Source organism: Thiohalobacter sp., from assembly GCF_027000115.1.
Lineage (GTDB): Bacteria > Pseudomonadota > Gammaproteobacteria > Thiohalobacterales > Thiohalobacteraceae > JALTON01.
In genome coordinates this window covers 1-14,447 of the sequence record NZ_JALTON010000046.1, presented here as the reverse complement: position 1 = coordinate 14,447, position 14,447 = coordinate 1, and the positions used below count along the sequence as shown (strand labels likewise).

General features: G+C 63.0%; 15 protein-coding genes and 1 pseudogene. 2 read left to right on the top strand and 14 right to left on the bottom strand.

Annotated elements, in window-relative coordinates; genetic code table 11:
- Window positions 1-29: 29 nt before the first annotated feature.
- The 13 genes from MVF76_RS08345 to dsrA all read right to left on the bottom strand — a co-directional run bounded on the left by MVF76_RS08345 (window position 30) and on the right by dsrA (window position 12,638).
- Window positions 30-1,409 (bottom strand): cobyrinate a,c-diamide synthase, encoded by a 1,380-nt coding sequence (locus MVF76_RS08345; RefSeq protein WP_297528352.1) that lies wholly within the window; start codon window positions 1,407-1,409, stop codon window positions 30-32.
- 76 nt (window positions 1,410-1,485) lie between these two features.
- Entirely contained in the window at window positions 1,486-2,721 is a 1,236-nt protein-coding gene (nrfD, locus tag MVF76_RS08340) for an NrfD/PsrC family molybdoenzyme membrane anchor subunit (RefSeq protein ID WP_297528351.1), read from the bottom strand.
- Window positions 2,722-2,768: 47 nt separating this feature from the next.
- Complete coding sequence (gene dsrO / locus MVF76_RS08335; RefSeq protein WP_297528350.1) at window positions 2,769-3,530, bottom strand: sulfate reduction electron transfer complex DsrMKJOP subunit DsrO; 762 nt, start codon at window positions 3,528-3,530, stop codon at window positions 2,769-2,771.
- Window positions 3,527-4,054, bottom strand: a complete 528-nt coding sequence (locus MVF76_RS08330; RefSeq protein WP_297528349.1) for a hypothetical protein — start codon at window positions 4,052-4,054, stop codon at window positions 3,527-3,529. The genes dsrO and MVF76_RS08330 overlap by 4 nt, the downstream gene beginning before the upstream one ends.
- A 37-nt stretch (window positions 4,055-4,091) precedes the next feature.
- Entirely contained in the window at window positions 4,092-6,041 is a 1,950-nt protein-coding gene (locus MVF76_RS08325; protein ID WP_297528348.1) for an NAD(P)-binding protein, read from the bottom strand.
- Between the two features lie 68 nt (window positions 6,042-6,109).
- Window positions 6,110-7,573, bottom strand: coding sequence for a sulfate reduction electron transfer complex DsrMKJOP subunit DsrK (dsrK, locus tag MVF76_RS08320; protein ID WP_317622953.1), 1,464 nt, complete (start codon window positions 7,571-7,573; stop codon window positions 6,110-6,112).
- Between the two features lie 113 nt (window positions 7,574-7,686).
- Entirely contained in the window at window positions 7,687-8,427 is a 741-nt protein-coding gene (locus MVF76_RS08315; protein WP_297528346.1) for a respiratory nitrate reductase subunit gamma, read from the bottom strand.
- A 68-nt stretch (window positions 8,428-8,495) separates the two neighbouring features.
- The gene (locus MVF76_RS08310) at window positions 8,496-8,828 is read right to left on the bottom strand and encodes a TusE/DsrC/DsvC family sulfur relay protein (RefSeq protein WP_297528345.1); all 333 of its coding nucleotides are present in this window, start codon (window positions 8,826-8,828) and stop codon (window positions 8,496-8,498) included.
- 44 nt (window positions 8,829-8,872) lie between these two features.
- The gene (gene tusB, locus MVF76_RS08305; protein ID WP_297528344.1) at window positions 8,873-9,181 is read right to left on the bottom strand and encodes a sulfurtransferase complex subunit TusB; all 309 of its coding nucleotides are present in this window, start codon (window positions 9,179-9,181) and stop codon (window positions 8,873-8,875) included.
- A 20-nt stretch (window positions 9,182-9,201) separates the two neighbouring features.
- Window positions 9,202-9,618, bottom strand: a complete 417-nt coding sequence (gene tusC, locus MVF76_RS08300; RefSeq protein WP_297528343.1) for a sulfurtransferase complex subunit TusC — start codon at window positions 9,616-9,618, stop codon at window positions 9,202-9,204.
- Window positions 9,619-9,682: 64 nt separating this feature from the next.
- A complete protein-coding gene (gene tusD / locus MVF76_RS08295) occupies window positions 9,683-10,075 on the bottom strand; it encodes a sulfurtransferase complex subunit TusD (RefSeq protein WP_297528342.1) in 393 nt (130 codons plus the stop codon).
- A 129-nt stretch (window positions 10,076-10,204) separates the two neighbouring features.
- Window positions 10,205-11,281 carry a dissimilatory-type sulfite reductase subunit beta gene (gene dsrB / locus MVF76_RS08290; protein WP_297528341.1) on the bottom strand — a complete coding sequence of 359 codons (1,077 nt, stop codon included), beginning with the start codon at window positions 11,279-11,281 and terminating at the stop codon, window positions 10,205-10,207.
- A gap of 91 nt (window positions 11,282-11,372) precedes the next feature.
- Window positions 11,373-12,638, bottom strand: a complete 1,266-nt coding sequence (dsrA, locus tag MVF76_RS08285) for a dissimilatory-type sulfite reductase subunit alpha (RefSeq protein ID WP_297528340.1) — start codon at window positions 12,636-12,638, stop codon at window positions 11,373-11,375.
- Window positions 12,639-13,130: 492 nt separating this feature from the next.
- Between dsrA and MVF76_RS08280 the strand changes: the two genes are divergently transcribed.
- Window positions 13,131-14,093, top strand: coding sequence for a TauD/TfdA family dioxygenase (locus MVF76_RS08280; RefSeq protein WP_297528339.1), 963 nt, complete (start codon window positions 13,131-13,133; stop codon window positions 14,091-14,093).
- A gap of 31 nt (window positions 14,094-14,124) precedes the next feature.
- The gene (locus MVF76_RS08275) at window positions 14,125-14,319 is read left to right on the top strand and encodes a sulfur relay protein DsrC (protein ID WP_297528338.1); all 195 of its coding nucleotides are present in this window, start codon (window positions 14,125-14,127) and stop codon (window positions 14,317-14,319) included.
- Here MVF76_RS08275 and MVF76_RS08270 read toward each other — a convergent pair.
- Window positions 14,316-14,447, bottom strand: a pseudogene (locus MVF76_RS08270) (IS481 family transposase); the annotation flags it as partial. The gene MVF76_RS08275 and the pseudogene MVF76_RS08270 overlap by 4 nt on opposite strands.

Sequence of the window (14,447 nt, the reverse complement as noted above, 5' to 3'; positions counted from 1 at the left end):
CGATTTCTGCCGCAGCCCGTTCATGGGAATCAGTCGCCGCGGTGGCTGCGTACGAAGGCGAGGAAGCGGCGGGCCCAGGGATAGCTGCCGGTATTGCGCAGATGGGCGTAGCAGGCGAGCAGGTTGCGGTGGCGGAAGCCGTCGTGCCGGCCGTCGATGCCGCTGCCACGCAGGACACGGTAGGCGAAGCGGCCGTCGGGGGGCAGGTTTTCCAGGCGCGAGTAGTGGAATTCGTGGGCGGGAATGTCTGCCGGGGGACGACTACCGGCAGCAGGCCATGGGAAGTCCTCCGTCTCGGCAAGGTGGATGTAGCCGCGGCCCTGGGGCCGGTCGCACATGACCGCGTCGCCGGGGATCACGCCCACCATCTCGGCACTGCGGTCCTTCCAGCGCAGGCTGCGGGCCAGGTACATCAATCCGCCGCACTCGGCGTAGGTGGGCAGACCGGCCTCGATGGCCTCGCGGATGTGGGCCCGCAGGGCGGCATTGGCGGACAGCGCCTCCATCTGGGTCTCGGGGAAACCGCCGCCAATGAACAGGCCGTCGCAGTCGGGCAGGCGGCTGTCCGCGAGGGCGTCGAAGGGCAGCAGCTCGGCCCCGGCGGCCTCCAGGGCCTCGAGATCGTCGGGGTAGTAGAAGCCGAAGGCCCGGTCGCGGGCGATGGCGATCCGGATCCGCTCGCCGGCCGGTGGTGGCGCAGGCTCGGGGTGGCACTCCGGCAGCGGCGTCGCGTCGCGGGCCACGGTCAACAGGCGGTCGAGATCGACCTGCTCGCCGACCGCCGCGGCGATGGTGGCGATGAGGCGGCCGGCCGCGCTCTCCTCGTTCTCGGGGATCAGGCCGAGGTGGCGTTCGTCGATGACCAGCGCACTGTTGCGGCGTACCGCGCCCAGCACCGGGATGTCGGTGTAGTGTTCCACGGATTCCCGCAGCTTGGCCTCGTGCCGGGCACCGCCGACCTGGTTGAGGATGACGCCCCGGATACGTACCGCCGGGTCGAAGTGCTGGTAGCCGAGCAGCAGGGGCGCCACGCCGCGGGTGATGCCGCGGGTGTCGATCACCAGTATCACGGGCGCGCCCAGCAGCTTGGCCAGGGCAGCGTTGCTGTTGCTGCCGTCGAGCGCCATGCCGTCGTACAGGCCCTTGTTGCCCTCGATCAGCGACAGCTCGGCGCCGCGGCTGCGGCAGGCGACCAGGTTGCGGATTTCGTCCGCCGACTGGGTCTGGAAATCCAGGTTGTAGCAGGGGCGGCCGGCGGCGTCGCCCAGCCACATGGGGTCGATGTAGTCGGGCCCCTTCTTGAACGGCTGCACGGCCAGCCCGCGCGCGGCGAGCGCCCGGCACAGGCCGATGCTGAGCGTGGTCTTGCCCGAGGACTTGTGGGCGGCGGAAATGAGCAGATGGGTCATGGACGCCTCGCGTCAAACGAAAACGCGCAGCCATGTCGCCATGACTGCGCGCGGCCCATGCCGTTGCCTTGCGGAATCAGGCGGCTTCGGCGGCTTCCGCCTCGGCGGCGCGGTGCGGATCGACGCGGTCGTCTTCCAGCGTCTCCGGCAGGAAGCGCAGCACCTTGACGGCCACGGTCACGGCCAGCAAGGCGATGCCCATGCCGCCGATGCCGAGCAGGAACTCGGGCAGGGCGGGCGTGTAGGCTGCCACGATGCCGTCGCTGAAGTCGCTGCTGACTTCCATGCCCGGGAACAGCACCAGCGGGTAGGCCTGGCCGCCGATGATGATGGTGTACATCTGTGCCAGCCCGCCGAGGATGACGAACACGCAGGCCCAGGCTACCACGGCGCGGGACTTGCCCAGGGTCGGGTGATAGAGCATGGCCAGCGGCAGCAGGGTGCCGATCAGGATCTGGCCGATCCAGAACAGCTTGGTGTAGAGGCCGCCGTCGAGCAGCAGGAAGCGCTCCCAGCCATGGTGCTCGGTGGCATAGAGGCTGGTCAGGTGGTAGGCGAGCACGAAGTAGAAGACACCCGCGACGAATACGCCGAGCAGGTTCTTCAGGCGGCTGACGACGGCATCGCCCAACGGGCGGCCCGTCCACTTCATCGCGGCCATCAGCACCAGCAGGTAGATGGCAAGTCCAAAACTGAAGGACATGACCACGAACATGGGTGCGTAGATGGCGGCGTCATAGGCCTGGCGTGCCACCAGGAAGCCAAAAATGGAGCCGGTACCGGTGGTCAGGATGATGCGCCAGACGAAGGCGAAGAAGCCGGCGTAGCTGCTGTAGGGCTTCATGCGTGGTTCCATCATGAACCAGATGTAAACGGCGACGATGGCGATGAAGCCGTTATACAGGATGATGTTCCAGGCAAAGATCGACTTGAAGTTGTAGTGGGTCATGGCGACGATCAGGCGATCCGGCCGGCCCAGGTCGAGCACCAGAATGATGAGACCGCCGATGAGCAGCGCCACCGCCAGCAGCGCCGACAGGGGCGCCAGTGGCTTGTAGAACTTCTTGTTGAAGACCGAGGCGATGGAAGCGACGTTCAGGGCACCGGAGGCGGCCACGATCAGGAACACCGCAAACACATGCGGGGTGCCCCAGACGATCTGGTTGTTCATGCCGGTGACCCAATGGCCGTTGTGCTCCATGTAGTATGCAGCACCTAGCCCGACGGCCACGATCAGGGCGAACAGCCCCAGCAGACCCCAGTAGCCGGTTCCGTTGTTGGTGACTTCCCGAAAGTGAATGACTCTTTTCATCGACTTGGACTCGCCTCTACTTCACTTCGCTGTGGTCGGCAACCGCTTCAGATGCCCCGGTAACGCACGCCAAGATCCAGTCCCAGATCGGCGCGAATCTGGGTGCCGCCGTGCTTCGCCAGCTCCCGGGACAGGCGGCTGTTGGGATCGTTGAGATCACCGAACACGAAGGCATCGTGACCCTCGGCGGCGCAGGCCTCGGCGCAGGCCGGAATGGCGTCGGCGCCATCGCGGTCCACGCGGTGCACACACAGGGTGCAGGATTCGACAGTGCCGATGCCACGGGGCGCGTGTGGCAACTGGTCATGCAGTTCCTCGTGGATGAAGGAACGGGCCTTGTAGGGGCAGGCCATCATGCAGTAACGGCAGCCGATGCAGACGTGCTTGTCGACCAGGACGATGCCGTCCTCGCGCTTCATGGAGGCGTGAGTGGGGCAGACATCGACACAGGGGGGATGCGCACAGTGCTGGCACATCAGCGGCAGCGAATGGCTGTAGCCGGTCCTGGTGTCGCGGATCTCAACCTTGCGGATCCAGTGGGCCTGCTGCAGCTCGTTGGATTTGGTCTCGGTACCGTAGGGTCCCCAGCCGTTTTCCTGCTGGCAGCCGCGCACGCAGGCGTCGCAGCCTTTCTGACACTTGTTGGTATCGATCAGCATGCCCCAGCGGTTTTCGCTGCTGGCAGGCTGATCCGGCGCCTTGGCGACGGCGACCTCGTTCAGCAGAACACCGGGGGCCACGGCCACGCCCGCGAGGACGCCGGCCGCGCCACCGAAGAAGCGGCGACGGGAAATATCGGTGTCGCTCATTGCTGTGCACCCTCCACGGCCATGCTCAGGGTTTCCGGGTTGAGTGGTTCGTCAGGCTGGGCCGCCAGGTCCATGTGATGCCCCGTGGCCTTCGACTTGCCGACCAGCGGATGGAAACCGATGTTCTTGGGGGTCGGCGTGTCGCGGTGACAGTCGAAGCAGTCGATGGTGACACCGGCATAGGTATGGCAGCTGTTGCAGAAATGCTCCTTGCTGGTCACCCGGACCACCTTGCCGCTCTCGGCGGGCGGTACGTGACAGTTGATGCACTCCTCGAAGCTGTAGCGGCGAGTACGTACACCCTTGCGCAGGGTTTCGTCCCGCTGGTGCAGGAGGAACTCGAAGTGCTTTTTGCGCATCACGTCGGTGGGTTCCACGCAGCCCTGTGTTTCGCTGAAGCGGCCGTTGGTTTCGATCGGCTTCTTCAGGATGTCGGGCAGCGGGACTTCGGCGCCGGCCGCCAGGGGGAGACTGGCAAACGCCAGTCCAGCCCACAGCAGCAGAGCTTTCAGGGATCGCAACACGGGAGCCATCATCTCTCCTGTCAACTGGTCTGCGAGATCACTCACCCATGGCCATGTCGATGTAGCCGGTCGGGCATACATCGGAGCAGATGTGGCAGCCGATGCAGCGCGTGTAGTCGGTCGCCACGTAACGACCGGTGGTCGCCTCGTCCTTTTTCACTCGGTAGACGGCATCCTGCGGGCAGTAGATGACGCAGTTGTCGCACTCGAAGCACAGGCCACAGCTCATGCAGCGACCGGCCTCGGCCTGGGCCTCTTCCTCGGGCAGACCGATATAGCGCTCCTCGAAGTGTCCCAGCACCTCGTCGGCACCCGGGATCTTCTCGCCGCGCTTGTGGCGCGGTTCATAGGCGAAATGCCCCAGGAAGAGCTGGTCATGCGAGATGATCTCGGAACTGGCGCGGTCCTCGAAGTTGTGGATCGCATAGTTGGCGCTGGAGGTGCCGCGCAGGTCGCCCTCGGGCTGGAACTCCACGGGCGCCAGGCCGGCCTCGTTGAGCTTGGCCAGCAGGTTGAAGTGGTGCTTGTCCACCTTCGGGCGCTTCACCTGGGCCTCGTTGTTGAGGTAGTGCTGGATGCTCTCGGCGGCGATGGAGGCCTGGCCGATGGCGGTGGTCAGCAGGTGCGGACGAATGATATCGCCGGCGACGAAATGGCCGGGCTTGTTCGGCACCTGGTAGAACTGGTCGGAGTCCATCAGGCCACGGCCGTTGTCGAAGTCTTCCAGGCCTTCCAGGTCGCCACCCTGGCCGATGGCGGCCACGATCAGATCAGCCTCGAGCACGAACTCGGTGCCCTCGATCGGCACCGGGCGGCCATCCTCGAGCTTGCACTTGGCCATCTTCAGGCCGGTGGCACGGCCTTCCTCGTTCTTGATGACCTCGACCGGCATGACCTCGTTGAGGATGGTGACGCCCTCGGTCAGGGCATCGCGCACCTCGTGCTCGGTAGCCGTCATCTCCTCGCGCGGGAAGAGGGCGGTCAGGGTGACTTCCGCGCCTTCGCGGGCCGCGGTCATGGCGGCGTCGTGCGCGGTGTGGCCGTAGATAACCTCTTCCGGACGGTCCTTGGGGTTGAGGTTGGAGATCTTGCCGAGGCGGCGGGCCACGGAAACCACGTCGATGGAGGTGTCACCACCACCCACGCAAACCACCTTTTCGGCGGTGACCTTCAGGTCGCCCTTGTTGAAGGCTTCCAGGAAGGCAACACCGGAGATGCAGTTCGGGGTGCCTTCCCAGCCGGGTACGGGCAGGCCGCGGCCGGTCTTGCAGCCGATGGCCCACAGGATGGCATCGAATTCCTTCTCCAGCTCCTCGACGCTGACGTCACGGCCGACGCGGACGCCGGTGCGGACCTCGATATCACCCATGTCGATGATGCGCTGGATCTCGTGATCCAGGTGGGTGCGCGGCACACGATAGCCGGGAATGCCGTACTGCATCATGCCGCCCAGCTTCTCGTGGTCGTCGAAGATGCAGCTCGCGATACCGCGACGGCGCAGGTGGTAGGCGGCAGACATGCCGGCCGGACCGCCACCGACGATGGCAACCTTCTTGTCCGTGGTCAGCGGCGGCGCCTCGAACTTGTAGCCGTTCTCGTAGGCGGTATCGCCAATGAACTGCTCCACGGCGTTGATGCCGACGAAGTCATCGACTTCGTTGCGGTTGCAGCCGTCCTCGCAGGGCGCCGGGCAGACGCGGCCCATCATGGCGGGGAAGGGGTTGGCGTCGGTAGAGCGACGGAAGGCGTACTCGTGCCAGTCCACGCCTTTGGGCGGCTTCTCGATGCCGCGAACGATCTGCAGCCAGCCGCGGATGTCTTCGCCCGAGGGGCAGCTACCCTGGCACGGCGGTGTACGGTGAACATAGACAGGGCACTTGTGGGAGGTGTCAGCGACAAAGATCTTGTCGTGCATGCTCGACCACTTGTTTTCGCCGTCCTTGAACTTGCGGAACGTGAGTTTCATTTCGTCTTGGGAGGTTGCCATGCCTGTTCTCCTGTTAGGTGAACCCGGTATGCCGGAATTCTCGTTCGTTTGATCTTGCGAATTTCGCGTTACTCGTCGTCGCCCTCGCCACCGGCATCCTCGTCGTCCGCCGGGGCGTCCGACAGGATGATCGCGTTGCTCACCAGTTGGTGAACACTGACGATCTGATCCAGGCGGAAGCCGTAGTAGGGCATTACCTTTGCAAACTGACTTTTGCAGATGGCGCAGATTGCAGCCATGTGCGTTACGTCGTTCTCGTCGACGACCTTCTTCAGGGCCTCCATACGCGGCAGGGCGCCCTTGACGCGAAGTTCCATGAGGTCGTCGGTGAGCAGGCCGCCGCCACCACCGCAGCAATAGGTTGCATCGTAGATGGTGTCGGGATCCATGTCGTAGAAGTGGTTGCAGGTCGCCTTGATGATCTCGCGCGGGATCACGAACTGGCCGCCGGGAAAGTCGCCCATGCGGGAGGCGCGCGCCACGTTGCAGGAATCGTGATAGGTCAGGCGCATGTCGTCGTTCTGCGACTTGTCGAACTTGAGCTTGCCTTCCTGGATCAGGTTCCAGGTGAATTCGCAGATGTGCTGCGGCACGGGGTAGCGCGGATCGAGGAAATCGAAGGGGCCGGCGAGAGTGTTTAGGAAGCTGTAGGCCACGCGCCAGGCATGACCGCACTCGCCGAACACGATGCGCTTGACACCCAGGTCCTGGGCGGCCTTGCGGATGCGCAGGGCAACCCGGCGCATGTTCTCGTAGGACCCGATGAACATGCCGAAGTTGGCGGCTTCCGAGGCATAGGAACTCAGGGTCCAGCTGACGCCGGCCTCGTGAAAGACCTTGCCGTAGCCGATGAGACCGTCGACATGGGGCTCGGCGAAGAAGTCGGCGGACGGTGTGACCAGCAGGATCTCGGCGCCTTCCTCGTCCAGCGGGTAGCGGACCTTGACGCCGGTATCGTCATAGACATCTTCCTCGATGCCTTCGAGGGTGTCTTCCAGCGCGGGCTGGGGCAGTCCCAGATTGTTGCCGATCTTGAAGACCTTGCCGATGATCTCGTTACAGTATTTCTGGCCCTTGCCGACCGCGTCCATGATCTCGCGGGCAGCCATGGAGATTTCGGCGGTGTCGATACCGTAGGGGCAGAATACGGAGCAGCGGCGGCACTGCGAGCACTGGTGGAAATAGCTGTACCAGTCGTCCAGCACTTCCTCGGTCAGATCGACGGCACCAACCAGCTTGGGGAAATACTTGCCGGCGAAGGTATAGTAGCGGCGGTAGACCTTGCGCAGCAGATCCTGGCGCGCTACCGGCATATTCTTGGCATCGGTGGTGCCAAGGTAGTAGTGGCACTTGTCGGTGCAGGCACCGCACTTCACGCAGGAATCGAGGAACACCTGCAAGGAGCGGTACTTGCCGCAGAGCTCACCGAGCTTTTCGATGGCGACTTCCTTCCAGTTGTCGACCAGCTCGCCGGGATAACCCAGAGGCTGCTGGAACTCGGCCTTGGCCACGAATGGCTGGCTGTGCGCCATCACCCCTTCCTGGAGCTTGGGGATGATCGGGATTTCTCGGAATTTCGGGACTTCAAAATCCGCCACTGTTTGCTCCTTGGTCTACTGTCGCAATGCCGTGACCGCGTGTGCGATCACTTCTCCAGTTCCGCCGCCCAGGGCGCGACATGGCGCTTCTCGCGCGGGTTGTCGATCTGGTTGCGGGTGGGGCTGAAGAACACGCCGGGGGCGTGCAACAGCTTGCTGATCGGGAACACGATCATGAGCAGCGCGACCAGGCCCAGGTGGGTGAGCACCAGCGGGTCGGTCGGCAGCGGCTGCGGGTCGAGTCGCAGCAGGCCCAGCGCGAAGGCCTTGAGGGCCACGATGTCGGTATGGGCCACGAAAGTCATGCCGAGGCCGCTGAGGGCAATGGCCAGCAGCAGCAGCAGCATGAGGTAATCGGAGGGACTGGAAATGTAGCGCACGCGATCGACGAAGATGCGGCGTCCGAACAGCCCGAGCAGGCCGATTACCATGCCGAATCCCGCGTACTTGCCGAAGGCCTGAACGGGTTCCAGGCTGATCAGGGGCCAGAGAATGTTGTCCGGCGTGATGGCATAACGCAGGTGACGGAAGAACGCGAGCAGCAGCGACAGGTGGAAGGTCCAGCCGAAGAGCCAGGTCCACTTGTTGCCACGGAACAGGCTGTGAAAGAAGACGACTTCGCGGAACATGCGCCATACAACGCCCCCAGCCGTGGTCGGCGCAGGCGTTGTGGGGATCTTCAGCGGTGCCGGGGTTCTGGCATACTTGTATATGCGCGCGCCGAGACCGATGAAGAACACGGCTATGGCTGCATAGAACAGCGCGGTGTAGAACTGACTCACCGTCATCTCCTCACTGCCGGGAATTCTGGGAAAGGGGGGCTTGCGCCCCCCTCAATCCAAGCGGTCTGACTGACTCAGACGCAGCCGGTCGGCTTCGGCAGACCGGCGTACTTGCACGCCTGCTTGGCCGGGCCATAGGGGAACAGCTCGTACAGGTACTTGCTGTTGCCCTTGTCCTTGCCCAGCTTCTTGCCGATGGCCTTGGTCAGAACACGGACAGCCGGAGCAATCTGGTACTCTTCGTAGTACTCACGCAGGAAGTTGATCACCTCCCAGTGGTTCTCGGTCAGCTCGGTGCCGTCTTCCTTGGCCATGACTTCGGCCACAGCGGGCTCCCAGTCATTCAGGTTGGCCAGGTAGCCTTCTTCGTCGGTTTCAATGGTTTTGCCGTTCACTTCGATAGGCATGGTCTTTCTCCTCGAGATAACAGTTGGAGCTATTGCCGGAAAGGTTAGAGCCAGGACTGAACACTGTCGTGCTCGGTCACAAGGTCGACGAAGCCGCCGTAATCGACCACGGTGACGCCTTCGATCAGTTTGTCCTCACTCAGGCCGCGGGCCTTGTAGTCAGGGCCCAGAACATAAATCTTGCAGTCCTTCATGGCCGACTTGATGCTGTCGGTGACCACGGTGCCGTCGAGGGCTGCGTAGACGCCGTCCTCGATGAACAGGATCGATGCGCCAGCCTTGACGTGGCTGAGGCAGGCATCGGCCGAGTTCTTTTCGAACGGCGACTTGTTAACGGTATGCAACATTGCCATCGTGGAATCTCTCCTAAGCCTCAGAAGTTCAGCAGCACGTCCTGCTCATCCATCAGGTCGCGCATCTCTTCCCTGGTCACGATGCGGATGGACGGCTTCTCTTCCCAGTCGTCGTCCTCGTCTTCGTACATGAGTTCCTGGAGGTCGTCGAGGCCGATGCCGCGCGCTTCCATGGATTCCTTTTCGACGTACAGCTTGGTAATGCCATAGTCGCCGAGCACCTTGTAGATGGGAGAGAAGTTCTTCATCCCGATTTCGGTGGTGTCCTGGCCCTTGGTGAGCTGGAACACGCCGTCATCGATGAACGCGAGACTCACGTCCTGATCGAATGCGGCGCCGATCAGAACCACTTCAAGAGACTCGAGCGCGTAGATGGTGCCGTACGGAGCCTTGCGGTTCACGTACATGAATTTCTTGATTTCGCCCTCGTTTTCCATCGTCTGCAAACCTTATTGGGAATCTTGGGTATGTGCCGTCTATCGCCTGCGGCCGAATCGCGTCTCAGTCACCGAAGACGACCAGACGGTCGCTCTGGATGCCTGCTTCGATGAGCTGGCCCAGACCGGAGATCCGGAAACCGGGGGCGATGTTGTCGCCATCCTTGCCGTGGCGCTTGGCCTCGTCCGCATCCAGGATGCCGCGGCGCTGGGCGGCGGCGACGCAAATGACCAGATCGAGGTTGTGCTTCTCGGCCAGCTCGCTCCACTGGACAGTGATGTTGCGATCGTCCTGGGGCGGAACACCAAAACGGGTGCCGTTGTTGACGCCGTCATGGTAGAAGAAGACGCGCATCACCTCGTGACCCTTCTCAAGCGCAGCCTTGGTGAACTGCAGTGCCGTATCGGCTGCCTGATGCTGGTAAGGGCCTTCGTTTACCATTACCGCTAGTTTCATGCGACTTCTGTCCTTCCTGCTGTTCTTTCGCCGGAGTTGCTGGCTTGTCTTTCAAATATCGCGGTTGGCGCCGGTAGACGCCAACCGCGAACCTGCCAACAAGCTGCCTGCCGGAAATCCGCTTCCGGATCAGAACCGGATGTGAGCGGATGCGTTGAGGCTGTTGCGAGCGCCCCGCCAGTTATCGATGTGATACTTGGTGAAGGGCAGGCCGGTGACCTCGAAGAAGCGGGTCCAGCCGATACGCTCGATCCAGTCGTTGATGCGCTCCCAGTCGCGCGCGCCTTCCTTGTAGGCACGCAGGATGCGCTTGACGATGGCGGTAGCTTCGGGCCAGCGCGGCGGGTTGTTGGGGATGCCTGCAGCGACCAGCTTCTGGAAGGTCGGCTTGCCGCGTGCGTTGGAGTGATTACCACCAACCCAGATGGCCAGCTTGGTGTGCTCGGCGTCGTTGATCTGCATCGGCGGGCAGGGCGGATAGCAGGCACCGCAGCAGATGCACTTCTTCTCGTCGACTTCCAGGGAAGGCTTGCCGTTGACCATGGCGGGGCGGATGGCCGCGACCGGGCAACGGGCGACGACGGAAGGACGCTCGCAGACGTTGGAAACCAGGTCGTGGTTGATCTTCGGCGGCTTGGTGTGCTGCACGTTGATCGCGATGTCGCCCTGGCCGCCGCAGTTGATCTGGCAGCAGGAGGTGGTGATGTGGACGCGGTTCGGCATGTTGCAGTTGCGGAACTCGTCGATCAGCTCGTCCATCATCGCCTTCACCACGCCGGAGGCGTCGGTGCCCGGGATGTCGCAGTGCAGCCAGCCCTGGGTGTGGGAGATCATGGTGACCGAGTTGGCGGTGCCGCCGACCACGAAACCGGCATCTTCGAGCGCCTTGATCAGCGGCTCGACCTTGGCTTCGTCGGTGACCATGTATTCGATGTTGGAACGCAGGGTGAAGCGGACATAGCCGTCTGCGTATTCGTCGCCGATTTCACACAGCTTGCGCAGGGTGAAGACGTCGAGAATACGCTGGGTGCCGGCCTTGACGGTCCAGATGGTGTCGCCGCTGTAGGCGACGTGACGCAAAACGCCGGGACGGGGATGGTCGTGCCATTTCCATTGCCCGTAGTTCTTGCGCATGACCGGGTGCATGTACTGGAAGCCGTCGGGGCATCCAGATTCGATCGGCTCGCGCATATCTTCGAGTGCCATGGATTTCTCCTGAATAACTTCGCGTTAAAACCGGGAGGCGGCGGGGACGGACCCCCGCGCCTCGTGCTTCATCCGAATGTGCCGGTGGCGATCAGCCCGCAGCCTGGTGCTTTTCTTCCAGCTTGCGGCGGTACCACTTTTCGGCTTCCTCGTCCCAGCCGTCGGTACGGACATAGGAAACCTGGCGCGGATGGTTGACCATGTTCGGATCAACGTCGATGCCGATACCTTCGAGGAAGTTCACCAGGCCGATGCGCTCGATCATCTCGCCGCAGCGCTCGTGCTCCAGGCCGTTCTCGGCCCAGAAGTCGATGATTTCCTCAGCCAGCTCGGTGATGCGCTCGTAGTCCTCTTCGGTTTCCATCTTCATGAAGGGGACCACCACGGTGCCCATCAGGTCACCGATCTTCAGGGTGCGCTTGCCGCCGATGAGGATGGTCACGCCCTTGTCGTTGCCGGGGTGCAGTGCCTTCGGCATGACGTTCAGGCAGTGCATGCAGCGCACGCACTCGTGATCGTTCACGGTGATGGTGTCGTCATCGTTCAGGGTGATGGCGTGCGTGGGGCAACGGCTGGTGACGTTGTCCAGGATGTACTGCCGACCCTTGGTCTGAACGTAGTTCTTGACCTCGTCCTGGTCGATCTGCATGGCGTCGCGCCAGGTACCGATGACTGCGAAGTCGGAACGCTCGATGGCGTTCTGGCAGTCGTTGGGGCAACCGGAGATCTTGAACTTGAACTTGTAGGGGAGGGCGGGGCGGTGAACGTCGTCGGTGAAGTTGTTCAGCAGCTTGCGGTGGATGTTGTGCTCGGCGCAGCAGGACATTTCACAGCGGGCCGCACCCACGCAGGACATGCCGGTCCGCACGCAGGGGCCGGCGCCGCCCAGGTCCCAGCCGTATTCGTTGATCTCGTCGAAGAAGTGCTGGGTGTTCTCGGTGTCGGTACCGATGAACATGATGTTGCCGGTCTGGCCGTGGAAGGTCTGCAGGCCGGAGCCCCATTTCTCCCAGCTGTCGCTCAGCTGACGCAGCATGGCGGTGGTGTAGAAGTTGCCGGCGGGCGGCTGAACGCGCAGGGTGTGGAATTCCTTGGATTCGGGGAAGGCGCTACCCACTTCGGAGAAACGCGGAATGATGCCGCCGCCGTAACCGAAGACAGAAACGGTTCCGCCCTTCCAGTAGCCCTTGCGGGTCTCGTAGGAGTGTTCCAGCTGGCCCAGCAGCGAGTTGGCCATGCCTCGAATACGCTCGTCGTCGTGCGTGTCCCGTAACCGCTTGATGCCCGAAATGAAGCTCGGCCAGGGGCCGTTTTCCAGCTCGTCGAGCATCGGAGTTTCATGGTGCTTGTCGGCCATGTCTGTCTCCTTAATCTTAGGAATGGCAGGTTGTGCAGTGGGCACTCACAACTTCGAGGGTGCCCGAATCGTTCATGAAAATGTTCGACCCGGGTGGCTGCGGCGCATGTCGCGGCACTCGGGCGGGGTCACATGGAACTGACTTCCCGTACCCCGTTTTTCCGTGGTGGGAAGTCTATGGACCTGTCCGCGTTGAGAATACCCTACCCATGGGGTGTTCAGGGCGAAGTAGCCTATCCCAAACGGGGTAGTGAATCAACGGGGGGTTTCAGGGCTCCGAAACGGTTTCCGGCAGGGCATGTCGACATGCCGGCCATCAAATCAGTTTTTTATTATATAGTTACGGTTGATACAGGCTTTCTCATGAACCCTATCTAAGGTTATAGGCGGCGAGACAGCGGGGATAAGCGGGGATAAGCCCCAGTTTTCTGCCGGTTTGCGTCCGCAGCCGTTTCCGTAGAATATCGCAGCGCCGCAACCGCCGAGTTCCTCATGCCCCAGCCTTCCCTGTCCCCGTCCAGCATTCCCGAGCCGCCCCGCCTCGGCGCCAGTCCGTTCGCGCTGGAGGCCGAGAGCGAATACCGGGCCTGGCGGGCATGGAAGCTGGCCGCCCGGCCGCGTTCGGTGGAGGCGCTGTGGGTGACGGTCGCGGATGCCGCCCGGCCCGGCGAAGCGGAGCGCGCCGCCCTGCTCGATCGGTTGCGGCGCGGCAATCTGGCCCTGTACCGGGCAGCGGCGGATGTGGATCGCCGCCGGCTGCGTGCGTTCGGCCGCGCGTTCGGGCTGGAACGGCTGGATGGCAACCTGTATGCCGATGAGGACGGCATCACGGCGCTGTCGGTGGCCCCCGGAGGGCGGCAGGGGGAGTACATCCCCTACACCGACCGTCGCCTGAGCTGGCATACCGACGGCTACTACAATGATGCCGATCACCAGATACGCGCCATCCTGATGCATTGCGCGCGGCCGGCCGAACGCGGCGGCGAGAGCCAGTTCATGGATCACGAGCTGGCCTATATCCTGCTGCGCGACGAGAATCCGGAATGGATCGAGGCGCTCATGCAGCCGGACGCCCTCACGATTCCGGCCAACGTGGAGCAGGGGGTGGTCCTGCGCGGGGCGGTGAGCGGGCCGGTGTTCTCGGTTGACGCGGCGACCGGTGCCCTGCACATGCGCTACAGCGCGCGGCTGCGCAACGTGGAGTGGAAGGACGATCCGCGAGTGCACGCCGCGGCGGATTTTCTGCAGGCCCTTTGGCGCGAGGGACATGAATACATGTTGCAGGTACGGCTCGCGGCTGGCGAAGGCATCCTGTGCAACAACGTGCTGCACGCGCGCAGTGCCTTTGTGGATCCGGTCGCCGGCGAAGGGCGACTGCTGTATCGCGCCCGCTACTACGACCGTATTGCGGGTACCGGTTTCGAAGAGAGGTTCGGGCTGAGGGCAAGGCCCTGAGCCTCGACAACAGAACGGGAGTTGCCAAGCGATGTTGTGGTTGAGTGAAGTGCTGTTGCAGGAACACGATCTGGATTCCTTCGACGGCCTGTGCAGGAAGATCCAGGAGCGTGCTGCGCAGGGCGAGATGTTCTTTCGCATCGACGTCAAGCCGCCGTTCGATGACACCCCGGAAGACTGGGAGGACCGCCTGGAGGCGGCCTTCTACAAGCCGGTCAAGCGCTAGATGTGTAAACCCACCAGGTTGTTCACAGCTGGCAGCCGGCTGATGGGCGGGTGGTAGTCCAGGCTAGCATGAGGGCGATGCCAGTTGTACTGGTGGAGCCAGCGGGGGAGATGGCTCGCCCGCTGTTC